The organism is Chitinophaga vietnamensis (genome assembly GCF_902167635.1).
Lineage (GTDB): Bacteria > Bacteroidota > Bacteroidia > Chitinophagales > Chitinophagaceae > Chitinophaga > Chitinophaga vietnamensis.
The window spans coordinates 402935-418623 of sequence record NZ_CABHMS010000003.1 but is presented as its reverse complement, the minus strand read 5'-3'; the positions used below and the strand labels follow the sequence as shown (position 1 = coordinate 418623).

At 50.5% G+C, this 15689-nt stretch carries 9 protein-coding genes; 2 read left to right on the top strand and 7 right to left on the bottom strand.

Annotated elements, in window-relative coordinates; genetic code table 11:
- Positions 1-3: 3 nt before the first annotated feature.
- The 5 genes from FPG75_RS09845 to FPG75_RS09825 form a co-directional block, all read right to left on the bottom strand.
- Entirely contained in the window at positions 4-5679 is a 5676-nt protein-coding gene (locus FPG75_RS09845; protein ID WP_143306608.1) for a PA14 domain-containing protein, read from the bottom strand.
- Positions 5680-5714: 35 nt separating this feature from the next.
- A complete protein-coding gene (locus tag FPG75_RS09840; RefSeq protein ID WP_143306607.1) occupies positions 5715-6797 on the bottom strand; it encodes a hypothetical protein in 1083 nt (360 codons plus the stop codon).
- A gap of 9 nt (positions 6798-6806) precedes the next feature.
- Positions 6807-9047, bottom strand: coding sequence for a hypothetical protein (locus FPG75_RS09835; protein WP_143306606.1), 2241 nt, complete (start codon positions 9045-9047; stop codon positions 6807-6809).
- A gap of 174 nt (positions 9048-9221) precedes the next feature.
- Positions 9222-9767, bottom strand: a complete 546-nt coding sequence (locus FPG75_RS09830) for a GNAT family N-acetyltransferase (RefSeq protein ID WP_143306605.1) — start codon at positions 9765-9767, stop codon at positions 9222-9224.
- On the bottom strand, positions 9764-10645 hold the full coding sequence (locus FPG75_RS09825; protein ID WP_143306604.1) for an NAD(P)-dependent oxidoreductase: 882 nt from the start codon (positions 10643-10645) through the stop codon (positions 9764-9766). The genes FPG75_RS09830 and FPG75_RS09825 overlap by 4 nt, the downstream gene beginning before the upstream one ends.
- 162 nt (positions 10646-10807) lie before the next feature.
- Between FPG75_RS09825 and FPG75_RS09820 the strand changes: the two genes are divergently transcribed.
- The gene (locus FPG75_RS09820) at positions 10808-11134 is read left to right on the top strand and encodes a hypothetical protein (protein WP_143306603.1); all 327 of its coding nucleotides are present in this window, start codon (positions 10808-10810) and stop codon (positions 11132-11134) included.
- 111 nt (positions 11135-11245) lie between these two features.
- Entirely contained in the window at positions 11246-14245 is a 3000-nt protein-coding gene (locus FPG75_RS09815) for a glycosyltransferase family 117 protein (RefSeq protein ID WP_161596743.1), read from the top strand.
- 6 nt (positions 14246-14251) lie between these two features.
- Here FPG75_RS09815 and FPG75_RS09810 read toward each other — a convergent pair whose 3' ends face one another.
- Together FPG75_RS09810 and FPG75_RS09805 are read right to left on the bottom strand one after the other, a co-directional pair.
- The gene (locus tag FPG75_RS09810; RefSeq protein ID WP_143306601.1) at positions 14252-14884 is read right to left on the bottom strand and encodes a VOC family protein; all 633 of its coding nucleotides are present in this window, start codon (positions 14882-14884) and stop codon (positions 14252-14254) included.
- A 34-nt stretch (positions 14885-14918) separates the two neighbouring features.
- Positions 14919-15536: a hypothetical protein gene (locus FPG75_RS09805; protein WP_143306600.1), complete on the bottom strand. Its 618-nt coding sequence runs from the start codon at positions 15534-15536 to the stop codon at positions 14919-14921.
- Positions 15537-15689: the final 153 nt, after the last annotated feature.

The following is a 15689-nucleotide window of genomic DNA, read 5'->3' as shown; positions in this document are numbered from 1 at the left end:
TTTTTATTTGAGTGAACATTCTATTTTCATCAGGTTCTTATCCTGTACTTTCCAGTTCTGGCGGTATTCCTGCATGGAAGCATCTATTACCTGCTTACTGTCGTCGATCACCAGTTTGTATTTAGATCCATTCTGTTCTATCGGGTTCTTCATCATCGTGACGGAGCCCACCTGTGCGGCAATGTTCCTCCTGCCGGAGCGGAGTATCTTGATGCTCATATCCAGGCCGGTGAATGGCGAGCCATCGCGTTGCATGAAGTAGAGATCCGGCGGGCCGCCATTCAGGCTGTTAGCATCCACCACCCATACTCTGGCAGCGCTGGGGAAGGTGGCCAGGGCTTCATTACAGTCAGTACCTGCCACACCCGGATGCGTGTATACCAGCAGCTCGTCGCCGGAAGAAAAGAAAGTAGCGGGCGACAGCGGCGCAATATTGGTGAGTAGCTTACCGCCTCTTACATCAATATGATCGAGGGTATTGTTGATGTTCTGATAAGCCGGCCCCATGCCATCGTACACCCAATTGGCCGGATATGCAAAGGAGTACAAAGGATCGTCAAACTCATTCTGAACGGATGTCAACAGCGCATTGCCATTCTCTGCATCGAACAACAGGTTCTTTGTGGTTACTACACTGCCTTTGTCGGAAACCACTACCCTGTCGAGGATGCCGCGCCTGTTAATCACTTTGGTGGCCGCTGCGGAACGGAACATCACATCTTCGCTCTGCGGGTAGCCAAAGCCGGCAAAGCTCGACACCACTGTGATCACATAGAAACCTTCCACCGCGCCATTCGCCACAATACCATTGGTAACGGATCGCTGCTGGCGCTGGTCCATCATCAGTTCCATATCCAGGCCCATCACTGCGCTGTCTATATTCCCTTGTTTGTCGATAGCCAGTACCGTGTTGTTCAGGTGCTGGAATTCGCTCTTCTCGTTATCTACCTTATAATAAAATTCTTTGGAAGAGATGGGAAGAGAATCGCCTGTTTTGTAGGCATACTCTCCTCTTGGCTTGCCATGCATATCATTCAGTTCTATCTTGAAGCCCTGCGACATACCCAAATAGTTCCTGGCGTTGATCTTGAACATATTGCCAAAGGCGGGCTTGTATTGTGCTTTCATCTGGTCGCCCACAATTTCTGACGCAGTAACGATCGTGGGGAAATCATAGGCCGTATAGAAAGTGCTCTCTGAATACCCGGTCTGCGATTTCACATTCTTCGTATGGATCGATGATACGCGCACCCGACTGTAACCCACGGATGGCGCGGGGAAAAAGGATTCGCCAAGCGGCGTTTCCACATAGCTGGCCACGCTGGATACCAGCTTGCCCAGTTTATCCTTGTAGGTCAGCGGGGTATGCCAGGGATTGTCTTCGCCACCGATCACGGGCTCATAAGCCGCCACACCACTGCTGATGGTCGTGAGCTTTCCATCGATCTCCTTGTCGGTGGTATAGGAATAGACAGTACCATACAGTGATTCTTTCTGGCCGGTCATGGCATTCCAGTTATCGTAGATCAGGATACTTTTCACACGATGGCCACCGCCATATTTTTTATAATAAGGTTCATTCAGTCGGGCGGCGCTCCTGCTCAGATCAAGATCGCGGGCCATGCCTTTGAGGCGTGCCGTACGCGGAAATCCGCGTATCTCATCCTGCACGGTGGTAGCCAGTGAAGCCAGCAGTTTGAGCGCTGCGGCGCCATCGAGGGTTTCGCCTACATCTGAATCGGAATATGCTTTTGAGGGCAATGCTGTTTTCAGGAACTGTATCGCGGAATTAGCCAGCGGACTGTATCCGCCGCCTTCATCTCCATCTACCTGCACTGATTTCAGTTTTACGTAGATCGTTTTACCATTGTTGTAAAAACCGTAATCGTTGCCATCGAGGTAACCATAGCAATGGATATATTCATTGCCTTTACCTACGCGGTTGTCCGGCATATTGACGTTGAGACGGAAGAACAAAGTATCATGTAATCCGGCGAGATAATTATTAAATATCTCTGCCCTGGATGTTACGGCCTTGGATACATTGAATGATACATAGAGATTATCGTATACGCCATTACCGACGCGGTCATATAGATGATTGGAGAGATTTCCTAAACTGGAAGGACGGCCTTGCGACAAACCCGCAATCGGCGTCAGCACGCATGCACGGCGGTTTTGCACGAAAGCATAATCATCGCTTTCATAGTTGATCTTCATCCGTCCGCCGGAAGGCAGTTTGATAGAATCCAGCATCCACGCGGCTACATTTGACGCCATTGCCGCGCTGTCCTGTAACGTATACGGATACTCGACGTTGGTGACCGGGTTATCAGTGGTATAATTCGGGTTCTTCGTCATATCCTTATAGTTACCCCAACGATCGAAGGATTTGGTATCGAAGGAAGGATTGTTCTTGTTATAATAGAACACATAGCCATTTCTTCTGGCGCGGTCGGGATTCTTGCTCACGTTGCCGTTGTAAGAGAACCAGATGCCTTTCAGGGTAAGTTTACCCGTGCCGGTAGCAGGATTTTTACAGAGGTCGTAAGTGTAATCGAAGTGTACTGTTTTGATGGGAATGGCGTTGGCGCCATATTTCAGGAAATCAGCCTTGGTATACAGGTTGATCTCGCGCAGCAGTTTCGGCAGGCCGCTGTTCTGCTGAATGATACCCGCCTTGTTGATGGGCGCCAGATCGCTGCGGTCTTCCAGTTTAAAGGTGGCCACCATATTTTTTGATACGATGGAATTGAGGTACCACAGCTCTTTCTCGCCATATACGTAGCTGCCTTTATCGTCGGTGGTATCTGATTTGAGGCCTTCGTTATAGGTGGCTTTATCGCCATACGGAATGCGCCAGGTGTAAGGGTTGGCGATGCCCGCTACTTTGGAATAGTTGAAACGCACCGCATTACCGGGATCATCGTCACTAACGCCATCGCCGGTGAGGTCTACATAATCGGGCGACAACACCGCAGTGAGCAGGTAACTGTGCGCATAGGCCGGGATACGTTCTCCACTGAAATAGCGGTCGTTGCCGCGGGTGTTGGTCACATCGTCATCTACTTTCGGCACATAAGCTACCGTACCTTCTGCTGCATTTCCTTTATATCTGTCTACAGAAAAAGTAGCTTCATCCTGTTTGATGGTATATACCGGCAGGCCGTATACGTAACGCTGTCCGTCTGAATTGAGCACATCGATCTCGGAGATGTGATTGGGTTTGCGGAAAGCGTTGACGCGCTTCTCCAGCGACAGTGAAGGGTTTACGGCCATGGTATCCACTGTTTCCGGTACGGAGAAATTATCCCAGGTTACTTTTACGCCGTTGCAGCTCATATCAAACTGAAATCCGGCATGTGTTTCACCGTTGAAATAGTCAAACCATACATCGTAATATTTACCGGCTTCGAGGTTCACGGAGGCAGTGGTCTCGTGAGTCCCTTCATTAACGCCCCAGTACAGATCTATGAGCCTGTTGCCATTTATCCAGAAGCGGCAACCATCGTCCGCAGAAACATGAATATTGTAAACACCTGTTACCGGCGCTTTCAGACGGCCTTTTGCGCGGAAGGAGAACCAGGCATTTTCATTATGTTCGCTTTCCGGTTCGTGCCAGTTGATAACATCGTTGATACCATTGTTGCCACGGAACTGCCAGATATCATCAAAGTTGAGATTTTTCAGATCACGGTAGCTGAGGTGATGGTAATCATCCATGAACTCATACCAGAAAAATTCTGCTTTGAAACCCTGCGGCGTTTCCAGGTCATCGGGGATGCTATTATCACAGGTACCGAGAAAATATTTATTAACGGAATAATTTTCAATAAACTTGGAGAAGCCCGCTTTGCTGGCTTCATCGGCAGTAAGGTAAGTGATGAGCTGCGAGCGTTTGGCCCTGCTGCTTTTCACGGAGGTTGCCTGTGTAACAGGCAGCTTGTCGATCACCGCGCCGCCACGGTATTTGAGGAGGTTGCCGGTGGTACCGATGGTGCGGCTTCTGTGCCCGGACAGTTCCGGTACTACAATATCATCTCCCCCCAAACGATCAAAATAATTTTTATCGATCGCGCCCATCTCCCCGGGATTCCGGAAATAGACGGCTTCATAATCTTTGGAGCTTTGTGTAAAGCGCGTATTTGCGGCGAGGTTATTATAATCAGTCCAGGCGCGGTTTTCGGAGTAGGCATCGCTGAAGTTAACATCGGCGCCTACGTGAAAGAGGTTGCCTACACCGAGGTTTACGCCGATGCTGGCCGATTTGCTTTTGGTGGTCATGCGGTGATCATTCACATAACCGATGTCATTGCGGTAAGCCCTGAAAACGCCGCCAGTGCCTTCTCCGCTGATGGAGAAGATATCGGCGGTATAGGAAGGGATAGCGATGTTACGTACCGATTCTTTGATCGGTATTTCACGCTCGCGGTTATAGTCGAGCAAGCCCACAGGGTTTTGCGCGCCATTATAAAAGTTGAGGTAACCATAGGCAGGGAAACGGCGTGTTCTGTCTTCCGGTGCAATAGCTTGTTTGGTAACATAACCGGAAAGCCCTACTGCGCCATAGGCGCCGAACACGGCTCCGCCAAAATCGAAGCTGCCGCTGATAGAGGAGCTGGTATAAGGTATCTCCATGTTAGGCAGAGAAGAGGGATAGGCAAAAGAGATGCTGCTGGAAAATGTGCCATCCACACCCTGTGGCGCCGCGCCTGTCAGCTTTGATAATTTATTGATCTCGCGCTCATAACCGCCACCATTACGCAGGTTTTTCCATCGCATCATCGTCAGCTGCTCCGAGGCCACCTGCTTGAAATTAGCCATCATCCTCAATCCGCCGGAAAACTGCAATGCTTTCAAACCGCCGCGGGTATTATAACTGAGACCGGCGGAGATGTTACCGCCAAAGCCGCCTTTGTTCTGCGCATCTTTCTCGCTGAGTGAAAGAGAAATGTTAGGGCTGACAGAAAGGCCTTCCTGCGTGTTGTTGGAAAGCCCAAGCCCGGCGGTCAGGCTGCCGGCTGATTTAGCGCCCGCACGGATGCTTACGTTCAGGCCGCTCTCCATACCCCAGCCGCGGTAAGTGTTGTGGAATACGCCTACGTTCGCAGAAGCGGTGATAGGAATATCCCAGAAAGAAAAAGAAGCTTTGGCATCTACGCCGATGGTCTTATTTTCTTTGATGTTGATGGTTTTGGTGATGCTGTCGTTGCCATTGAAATCATCCGGCAGGCCGCGCATATTACGCGCAATGGTACCGGGATTGAGGTTCCATCCCAGCCCTACCCAGCTGGCCTCCTGGTCCATTGTTACGCCGCCGTTGTAGCCAATGGCGATCGGGTATCCATCTACATCCAGCAAAGGGATATTATATTTAAAATCTCCGGTGAAGAGATCCACCATGTTATCGCTGCTCACGGAATGGAATGAGGTGAACTCGGGCTGCGTGGGGCCGCCGAAAGCCGCTTTGGCAGCGGCTGGCGCCATCTTCTTTTCAGCCGCAACAGCAGGCGTTGGCGGCGGCGGAATGTGCAAGGGCGCCGCTGCCGGTGGCAGCACCACGCGCGCAGGGCGGCCACCGAAGGCATAGGCAGGCAATACCGTTTGCAGGTACAGCACTGTTAATAAGGTGATAGAGATCGCTTTCTTCGTCCTTTCAGCAAAAGCCAGAATCATCATTGCAAATATTTTTGGTATAAGGGTATTTCTTTGGATCAATCCTGTATGTACATAAATTTTATCTGCCAGTACTCATTGCGTGAGTTATGCAGGCGCAGGAGATATACTTTTCCTCTTGATAGGCCAGCACGCTTGCCCACAGGGATATTCAGGCGGTTGGCGCCTCTCGCCAGCGTTACAGTGCCGCTGTACATTGCGCGGTTATCTTCCATTGATAATAATTCATAGGGCAAGGATTTATCGTCGGCATCATTGATATATTCTACCTGTACTACGTCGCCACCTTTGATCACGGCGCCATCCAGTTCCTTGCGGAGCTGCACATAGGCCCCGGCGCTGTCGATGGAAGCTTTGCGTGGTCCATTTACTTTGAAGGTCCATACCTCGGTTTGTGCGGCAAACAGGCGGCCATTGCGGGCGGTTACCGTCCACGCATATACGACGCCGGTATCTAACCTGGGCGCGCCGGAAGGATAGTTGGTAAAAACATGTTTCAGCCAGGTACCGCGATACAGCGGGATGTTCTGCTGGATGGCCTCCTGCGGCGATTGCCCTTCTCTCACATTGGTCACCACCATATCGTAATTAAGGTCGGTGAACATATTGAGCGGCGCCGGCGGCAGCCAGGTGAACTGTGGCTGGGCGCCCTCCACCACGCTCTGATTGGCAGGCGTATTGAGCATGGGCGGGCTCATGGGCTCCACTACAAATGGAATGCAATCTTCTCCTCCCTGGTTGTCTTTGTTGGAAGAAAGTATCATACTGTAACAGGCGAGGTAATTGCCTGCAGGCAGCATGGCATCCGGGTTCCGGTCGATGGCGCTGCTCAGGTACTCATATTGCACCGGCATCAGATCGCCGGCCTGCAATTGCCGTGCGCCGCGCGTAAGCGTTACTTCACGGGTAAGACCGGTGAGCAAAGGCTGGTTGGTAGTGGCGTCCATCAAACGCATGGTGATCCTTGCGGTAACAGGGTACGATGCCGATGATACCAGCACGATGTTCCAGAGCTGCGCCTTCTGCAACACGCCGGTGGAAGGCAGCTGCACGGTCATACTCACTTGTGCGCCTGCACGAAAACAATACAATAACAGTACGAGGTATAGGGTCCTCTTCATAAACAATAATTAAAATATCCTGGTATAGGTAAGCCGGCCCGTTTTATTGGGTACCAGCTGCTTGTTAACGCCGGGTATAAAGCCTTTGTCGGCCATCACAATAAACTCGCCCACCTTCGGGATGTTCAGGCGCGCATTGCCTGAATACCCGATCTGCTCATCACGGAACTTTGTTTGATAATTATATTTAGCGCCACCGCCGATCTCCAGCCAGCTGTTCACCCGGTACTGCACATTGCCATCGGCGCCGTACAGCGCGTAATCCGTGTTGGTAGCGGACGACAGCCCGCCGTTCAGCACAAACTTCCCGGCAAACACCGTGTGGTTCAGTTGCAGGTTGGTACTATTGAAATACACAAAATTGCTGTCTGCCTGGTGATTGTAAAATCTTGTGCCGGAGAACATCGTGTTCATGCTCAAACCACGGACGCTATACGAATGCGTAGCGGTACCCATCAGGGTATAGAACATGTTCTCCATGTATTTCCCTTCGCTGATCTTGGTTAGCTGGGAAGAAGGGAAGTATCCTACCGACAGCACCGGCCAGCGTTTCCTTCTGAAGGTGGCCTGTATGCTCTTGAAAACCGTGCTGCTGTTGAAGCTGGACTGATCAAACACGCTGTTATAAGTATTTCGTTTAACCGATCCCGTTAGCAGCAACTGTTTCCGGAAGAAAGGCTGCTCTACTTTCACCATCCAGGCGATCTGCTCTGCGCCGGACGCATAGAGGCTGAAGGATTGAAAGTCGGCCCCCATCAATTTGTACATCCCTGAAATACGTGTATCCGTTACCGGTAGATAGGAGAATGCAGACAGCGCAAGCGCTTCATTGGAATGATGGCCAAAATGCAGCATGCTGCTGCCAAGGCCTTCATGCTCCGCGGCGCGGGCGTAGTAAGGCATCGAAGACTTCGCTACCTCTCCTATGATATAGTGATGCTTGCTGATCTGCCATTTGCCTTCCAGCGACAGGCCCATGATACGGGTGTCTGGCAGGATATTATTAGTAGTGCTGCCTCCCGGGCCGGTATTGAAATTATAGACTTGCTTTTTCCCGGTATAGTAAGACAGGATGATATTGTTGCCATCTTTCAAGCCAAATCCTGCGCGCACGATATTGAGGTATTGACGCGGGCGCACAGCATTCACTACGTAGTCGCGGAAACGGTAATCTACCGCGCCGGTAGCGAAAGCGAGGTACCATCCGGGATTCAGCTCCGCCTGTACGCCGGTGATGCTGATATTCTTGGCCGTAAGTTCTGAATAATCCACCATCGTTCTGCCGATGCCGAAAGAGCGGACGGCCAGCAAAGCCTTGTAACCCTTTGGCAGCAGGCTGTCGGGCAGGTTCATGTCCGACAGGCGGGCGCTCAGTTCTTCATCATTACGGCTGTTCTTCAAGGCGTCCAGCAGGGTGGATTTACGTTTGCCATAGGCCAGTTGTTTCTTTTGCAAGAGCTTTTCCAGGCTGCCATAGATGCGCTGCATAGAATCCAGCTGTTGCTGGCGGCGCGCATACTCTTCCTTGAAACGCAGCAGTGCGCTGTCGTTGTCCGGCGCTTCCCTTTTAGATGCGGGGAACACATAAGGCCATTTCACCAGCGGGCGTTCCCAGGCAGGAATCTTGCTGGTGGCTTCATTGCGGTAGTCGTGTTCCTTGGCTTCTATCAGTCGTTGCACCTGCTGTGGTGCGTTGAACCAGGCCCGGAGGCGGTTCAGCTCATCCCATTTATTTTCCAGCATCCCTTTGATGCTATCCAGTTCCCGGAGTTGTTTGAGTTTGCCGGCATCCCAGGCAGCGGCTTTGTTCATCAGCATCTGCTTGAAATCGCGGTTGCTGTATCGCAGGTTCAAACCGGTGAGGTTGCGGTACAACATCGAATTACCTTTGCTGGTACTGAAAGAAAGATGTAATGGATACTGATCCCTGATCGTGATATCCAGGTTTGTTTGTAGTGTATGTTGATAGATGTCTTTTTCGAGGTAAGGCGTATCGGTATTGGACTGATAAAAACCATCATAGGTAACATTACCATGTATGGTAAGAAAAGGCTGATGTGCCGCTACAGGCGCTGCTTTGGGCAGTCGCTGCCTGATCTTCGGCAAGCGCGTATCTCCGCGTGGTCCTTCGTACAAGGCAACCGGAACAGGCATCATTACTTTACAACCATTACCATGCAGGTAGAAATGTAGTGTATCGCCGGAGTAATGCTCGCCAGGCAGTTGCTTTACTTGTGCTACAGCACGCAAGATCAATAGGGATAATAATGTCAGTACAAATATTTTTTTCACAAATGCTACATAGTCCTACTTGGGCTAACTGAATCCAATTCATTCATAGGCACAGGACTACGATGGCAAAATTAGAAATTATAAAACGCCATCAAAATATTTAAACAAGATTTTATAACATGATAAAACCATTTACACATCACGTGTCATGAACAAGGCAACTTCATGTTCATTATCTTTTTCGTATAGGCGTGTGTGTATACCTGCAATATTAAAACCCATCTGTTGATAAAAGTGAATGGCGGGCACATTGGTATTTTGCGTTTCCAGCTCTACCAGCCTGCATTGCAGCTGTGTGGCGCGGTCGATCACATATTGCATGAGCTGCCGTCCAAGGCCTCTGCCACGAAAGCTTTCAGCCACCAGCAAATTATCTACAAAGAAACTGTTATTCCATTCGCGGTATCCGCAGATGATCATAGCGATCAATTTATCATCTTCAAAAATACCTGCAGAATGTCCTTCCAGGATCACCTCATTATAGCCTTCGATATCATCTTCCGTTGTGACCCATGTTTTGATATAAGGGTTTTCCAGCTGGCGGAGTTGCAAGCGGAACAAAAAGCCGTCTGCATATTTTTCAAGGGCCACATCGTATCGCTGTTGTGAGCGATAACCGTTGTGGCCCCAATGCGCTACCGGATTTCCTTTGATAGGTGCGAGTGATTGAATGATCATGCCTTGCTGCTTTCTCCGATTGTTTTAGCAACTGCTGTTATATCATGATCTCCCAGTCCTGCTGCGAGCGATTGCTGCAACAAAGACTGCACCTGGTGCCCTACCGGCATGCGGGCATTCACGGTACCGGCCTGCTGCAGGATAAGGTTCATATCTTTCAAGCCCAGCTGCAAGCTGAAGCCTGCCGGCAGAAACGCTTCTTTCATGATCAATGCGCTGTAATTGATATACACCGGCGCATTGAAATAAGTTTGTGTGAGCATCTGCATCCATAAGGCCGTATCAATGTTACTGCGCTTTGCCAGGTTCACGCTCTCTGCAATGGCCTCCATGGCGGTGATCACGAGATAGTTACTGCACAGCTTCGCTACGTTGGCAGCGCCCGGCGCATCGCCAAATTCCCATACGTTCACTGCCCCGGCCTGCTCTAACAAAGGCTTTATCTGCTGAATGCTTTCATGATGGCCAGATACCAGGAAATTAATTTTACGGGCACGCGCTACATCCGGCCGGCCCATTACCGGGCAGGCGATATACTCGCTGCCATGCTGCGAATGCAGCTGATGCAGCGCCGTAGCAGTAGCCGGCAAAATAGTGCTCAGCGATATATGAATACCACCCTTGCGCAGGTGCGATGCGATCCCTTCAGCGCCCATTGTAATATGATTCAGCGCGGCATCATCTGATACAATGGTAAACACCACATCGCATTGCGCCGCGAGCTCCTGTACCGACGAACAGACGATAGCCCCTTTCTCTATCAGCAGCTGTGCTTTAGAAGCGGTGCGGTTATAAACGTATAATGGTTGTTGGCGGGCGAGCAGGTTTTCTGCGATGGCAATGCCGAGGTTTCCGAGTCCTATAAATCCTGTTTTCATCGATGATGGTTTTATAGGGGTAAATGTAAGGAAGTATTATCGGCGAATTGTCAAAACTTCATTAAAACATTATTAAAGCCCTCTCCCTCCAACGCATAGCCCGCTTCATTCTGGTAAGCTAATTGTGGTTCCATCATTACCTATTCACATAAATCGTACGCCATGAAAAAGATGATCATTTGCCTCGGCATCACTTGCATGGTTGTAGCCGCAGGCAGCATCTATTACAGGCCGGCATGTAATGCCCAGAAGCCTGTTAACGCCGACAGTACCGTGCTGGTAAAAGCAGCATTGCCGGTACATGAAGACTGGATACCTGATGATGTGACCAATAAGCTGAACAGCATGTACGGAGCGGATCTTTACGATATCACCCGGATCAAATGTACCAATGGCAATGATGGATATGTAGTACGTACCATCAAAAACGGGAATGGAATGGAAGAGACAATCATAGTGGACGCTAATGGCAACACTACCCAACGGTAAATTCACAACGCCTGCAGTATTAAAACTGCAGGCGTTTTTTTAACATCTTATTTGCGGAATCTCCCCTAAATTTAACGGATACAATATCCGAGAATGAACAACTTTAAAAAGATGAATAACATAGCAGGATGGATCATCTGCCTGATCGCCTGCTCGGTGTACATTTCCACGCGCGAAGCCACCGCCAGTTTCTGGGATTGCGGAGAATTTATTCCCTGCGCTTATAAACTCCAGATATCGCATCCCCCGGGAGCACCCTTATTCATCATGCTCGGCAGGTTGTTCATCGTCTTCTTCGGCGGTAGCTGGGATGCCGTAGGACCCAATGCCCATGCGGCACAACAGGTAAACCTGTTATCGTCGCTCAGTAGCGGCTTCACCATCCTGTTCCTCTTCTGGACCATCACCCACATGGGCCGCCGCCTGCTGCAACAGAAAGACGGATCACTCACCAGCACACAGGCCATCGCCGTTATCGCCGCCGGCGCCACCGGCGCACTGGCCTTTACCTTCTCCGACTCCTTCTGGTTCTCCGCTGTGGAAGGCATCGTATTCGGCGTATCGCCCCTCTTCATCTCCATGGTGTTCTGGGCCATCCTCAAATGGGAAGAGCAGGCCGACGACCGCTATGCCGACCGCTGGATATTGTTGATCGCTTATCTCATCGGCCTGTCGATCGGTGTGCACCTGCTTAGCCTGCTCAGCATCCCCGCCATCGTGATGACCTACTATTTCCGTCGTTATAAATATTCCCGCAAAGGCGCACTGCTGGCCTTCCTGGTGGCATGCGCGCTCACCGGCGTCGTTCAGATACTGGTGATACAGGATATTGTAAAGATCATCGGCTGGTTCGATCTCCGCTTTGTGAACGACTTCGGCCTGCCCTTCAACTCCGGCGCCATCTTCGCCATCCTGCTGCTGGCCGTGCTGATATTTTTCGGCATCCGATACGCACAAAGAAAAAGGAAATACTTCCTCCAACTGGCCCTCTGGTGCTTCACCTTCATCCTCATCGGGTATTCTTCCTATTTCATGATCCTCATTCGCGCCAATGCCAATCCTGCTATCAATATGCAACAGGTGAACAACCCGATTGAACTGGTGGCTTATCTGGACCGCTCCCAATACGGCTCCTGGCCGATACTCAGCGGGCCTGACTTTACCGCTAAACCTACCGGCACAAAAGATAAAGGCAACATCTATTATAAAAATACCCAGACCGGTAAATATGATGTGGTGGGGAAGAAATTCGAATACGATTACAATCCCGATGATATCCACCTCTTCACGCGCGCCTGGAACAGCGATAACACCACCGGCAATGTAGACTTCTATCAATCCTGGCTAGGCCTTGCCCCTGGCGAGAAACCTTCGTTCGGTGATCATATGCGATTCCTGTTCACCTATCAGTTCAACTGGATGTACTGGCGCTACTTTATGTGGAATTTCGCCGGCCGGCAGAACGACCTTCAGGGCCTCGGCAATGCACGCGATGGTAACTGGATATCGGGCATTCCATTCATCGACAATGTGCGCCTGGGCGATCAAAGTCTCTTGCCCGACACGCTTAAAAACAACAAAGCACATAACACGCTCTTCATGCTACCGCTGCTATTGGGCATCCTGGGCATGGTGTATCAATGGAAGCGCGACCGGCACAACATGATAGTGGTGTTCCTGTTGTATTTCTTTACAGGTATCGCCATCATACTTTACCTCAACCAATACGGCCCGCAGCCCAGGGAAAGAGACTACTCTTACGTCGGTTCTTTCTATGCTTTCGCCATCTGGATAGGATTAGGCGTATTGTACGTGTATGACCTGATACAGAAAAAACTGCCTGGTAAAACAGCCGCGCTCAGCGCCGGCGTAGTGTGCCTGCTGGCCGTGCCAACGCTCATGGCCGCGCAGGAATGGAACGATCACGATCGCTCTATGAAATCATTGGCCCGCGATGCCGCCTCCGACTATCTCAACTCCTGCGCAAAAGACGCCATCCTCTTCACCGGTGGCGATAACGACACCTATCCATTGTGGTACGCACAGGAAGTGGAAAATATCCGGCCGGATGTGCGTGTGAGCGTGACGAGCCTCATCGGCTCCGACTGGGATATCAACCAGCTGCAACGCAAGATCAATCAGAGCGCGCCTGTGCCTTTCAGCTGGACGCCTGATAAATATCTCGGCGACAACCGCAATTATCTCCCCTTCTATAATCCCGGCAACATCCCGCAGGATCGCTATTTCGACCTGAATGAGATCATGGCATTTATGGGAGATGATAAGAATAAATTACAGACCGCTACCGGCGATGCAATCAATTATTTCCCGACACACCAGTTTTTCCTGCCGGTAAATAAATCAACTGTGCTGGCAAATGGTACGGTGTTGGCGAAGGATAGCAGCCGTATCCTGTCGCAGGTAAATTTCACCGTGCCGGGTAATGGCCTTGCTAAAAATGATCTCGCCGAACTCAATATCATTGCGGCCAACAACTGGCAACGGCCGATCTATTTCTCACAACCTTTCGGCCTTGGCTTGAACAACTACATGCGGCAGGAAGGCCTCACTTACCGCCTGGTGCCCATTGCGCGTGATTCCAGCGCCGATTTCAACGTGAACACCGGTTTGATGTACGAAAACCTCATGACCAAATTCCGTTTCGGAGGCGCACAATACCCAGGTACTTATTTCGATGAGAACGGCCGCCGCATATTGCTCAATATCCGCAGGAGCTTCGCCACCCTTGGCGTTACACTGGCGGCTGAAGGCAGGAAAGATTCCGCGCTCAAAGTGCTGGATCACGGCTACCAGATGCTGCCATCCGCTACCCTGCCCTATGGCATGGTATCCAACGATGGCGGCGGGCATAACATCACCTCCATGCAGTATGCCTACGCTTACTTTATCGCAGGCAACACGGAAAAAGGTAATGCCATCGCGAATGATGTGCTGCGCGACTGCAACCAGCAACTCAATTATTACAATAACCTGCCTTCAGGCATGCAGGATGCCTTTGCGCAGGACAAACAAACCATCGGCGCTATCATCGGGCGTATACAGCAGATGAAGGCCTCGTTTGCAGATTCTTCTAAAATGAAATTGAAATAGCGCAGGCTATTCCACAAAGCGATAGCTATCGTGCGTGTCGTAGTCGATACCGTGTTTTTTCTTCAGCTCCTGGATATAGTCAAGTGTGCGGGTGGTATGGGGGCTGGCTACGGTATCGCCTACACGCTCGAAAGTGTGGAGCAGGGTTTCTTCCAGGCAGGCCGACACGCTCATGTGCTTGTGGTCTGCCAGGTCCTGCAACAGTGCTGCCAGCCGCTTTTCCAGGCGTACCGGCACTTCTACGCGCTCGATCTTCACCGGCGGCCCTTGCGTATAGATATAATGCCCAAAGCCAATGAGGTTACCATAAGGATCTTCCAGGCCATAGTCGCGGATACCGTAATCACGGTCGCCGATAGGCGTTAATATTTGCAGGCCCTGTGCAAGATGAAAGGCATATAACTCATCTGCATCGTCCACGATAAAATTCACTTCGGCAAAGCCCCGGTGGCTTTGTTCCCCTTTCGCAAGATGTACGGTTACCTCTCCCAGGTCCACGCCTGCATAGGTGGGCGGATCGCCCCAGGTGAAGCGCAGCTTGAAGCCCAGCTTGTTGGTATAGAAATCAACAGCGGTCATGATATCCTCTACGAGCAGTGTAGGAAAAAGTTTATTGCATTCAATACGCGGGGCAGTCATAAAGTTTTATTTTATATTTCCTGAAGATAGAAAACTACATCATAACCGTGTGGTAGTCCGCCACCGGCGAAGGCTGTAGCTGCATTCGCCGGGTCAGGTCCAGCATCAGCACGATCTCCTCATTCATCTTTTCATGCAGGTATCCCGACCTGAGCACACAACTAAAGGCAAGCTGAAATTTATATTGGGCGAGGGTTTGTTGCAACGATGTATAATGTTGTAAGTCGTGCCGCGAAAGATCCACCAGGATAGCCACATGTACGATGGCGGGCTTTTCAAGGGTGCTATAGATCGCAACTGGATAAGATTCAATGCAGCCGGCCATCATTTCGCCACTAAGCGCCCAATTGTTACCGGGGTCCGTTACAAGGGGCTGAAAGCGGTATTTCGCCAGCAAGGGCGCCAGAAAAGGGCTGGCAAATTGCGCCTGCTGCCGGCGGTAGGCCTCATAGCCGCCAAGGAGTATGATCAGGACTGCTATAACAGTGGCGAGCGCCGTCAGGCCAAAATGCAGTAATACCAGCAAAAGCGCTGTGGGCCTGTGTGCTATAGGAATAACATACAGCCCTGCAAAAAGGATGGCAAAGGCAAGGAACAATACTTTGGCGAAGAAACGCAGCTTGGATTGATTGATGTTAATAAATCTCTTCATGAGTAACGTGGCTACAAAATTGGCATTACACTAAAATAAGCATTTAATTCCGTAGCTGCACAGCTTATTACGCAGTACCAGTACCAGGCCTATTTATTTTTTGTGATAAATTTCCATACTTTAGAGCGCAGGCGGGGCTAACATATCCCTCAG

Bases quoted from the DNA above. Each gene is read 5' to 3' on its own strand.
- FPG75_RS09845 (WP_143306608.1), bottom strand. From the start codon at position 5,679: ATGATGATTCTGGCTTTTGCTGAAAGGACGAAGAAAGCGATCTCTATC.
- FPG75_RS09840 (WP_143306607.1), bottom strand. From the start codon at position 6,797: ATGAAGAGGACCCTATACCTCGTACTGTTATTGTATTGTTTTCGTGCA.
- FPG75_RS09830 (WP_143306605.1), bottom strand. From the start codon at position 9,767: ATGATCATTCAATCACTCGCACCTATCAAAGGAAATCCGGTAGCGCAT.
- FPG75_RS09825 (WP_143306604.1), bottom strand. From the start codon at position 10,645: ATGAAAACAGGATTTATAGGACTCGGAAACCTCGGCATTGCCATCGCA.
- FPG75_RS09820 (WP_143306603.1), top strand. From the start codon at position 10,808: ATGAAAAAGATGATCATTTGCCTCGGCATCACTTGCATGGTTGTAGCC.
- FPG75_RS09815 (WP_161596743.1), top strand. From the start codon at position 11,246: ATGAATAACATAGCAGGATGGATCATCTGCCTGATCGCCTGCTCGGTG.
- FPG75_RS09810 (WP_143306601.1), bottom strand. From the start codon at position 14,884: ATGACTGCCCCGCGTATTGAATGCAATAAACTTTTTCCTACACTGCTC.
- FPG75_RS09805 (WP_143306600.1), bottom strand. From the start codon at position 15,536: ATGAAGAGATTTATTAACATCAATCAATCCAAGCTGCGTTTCTTCGCC.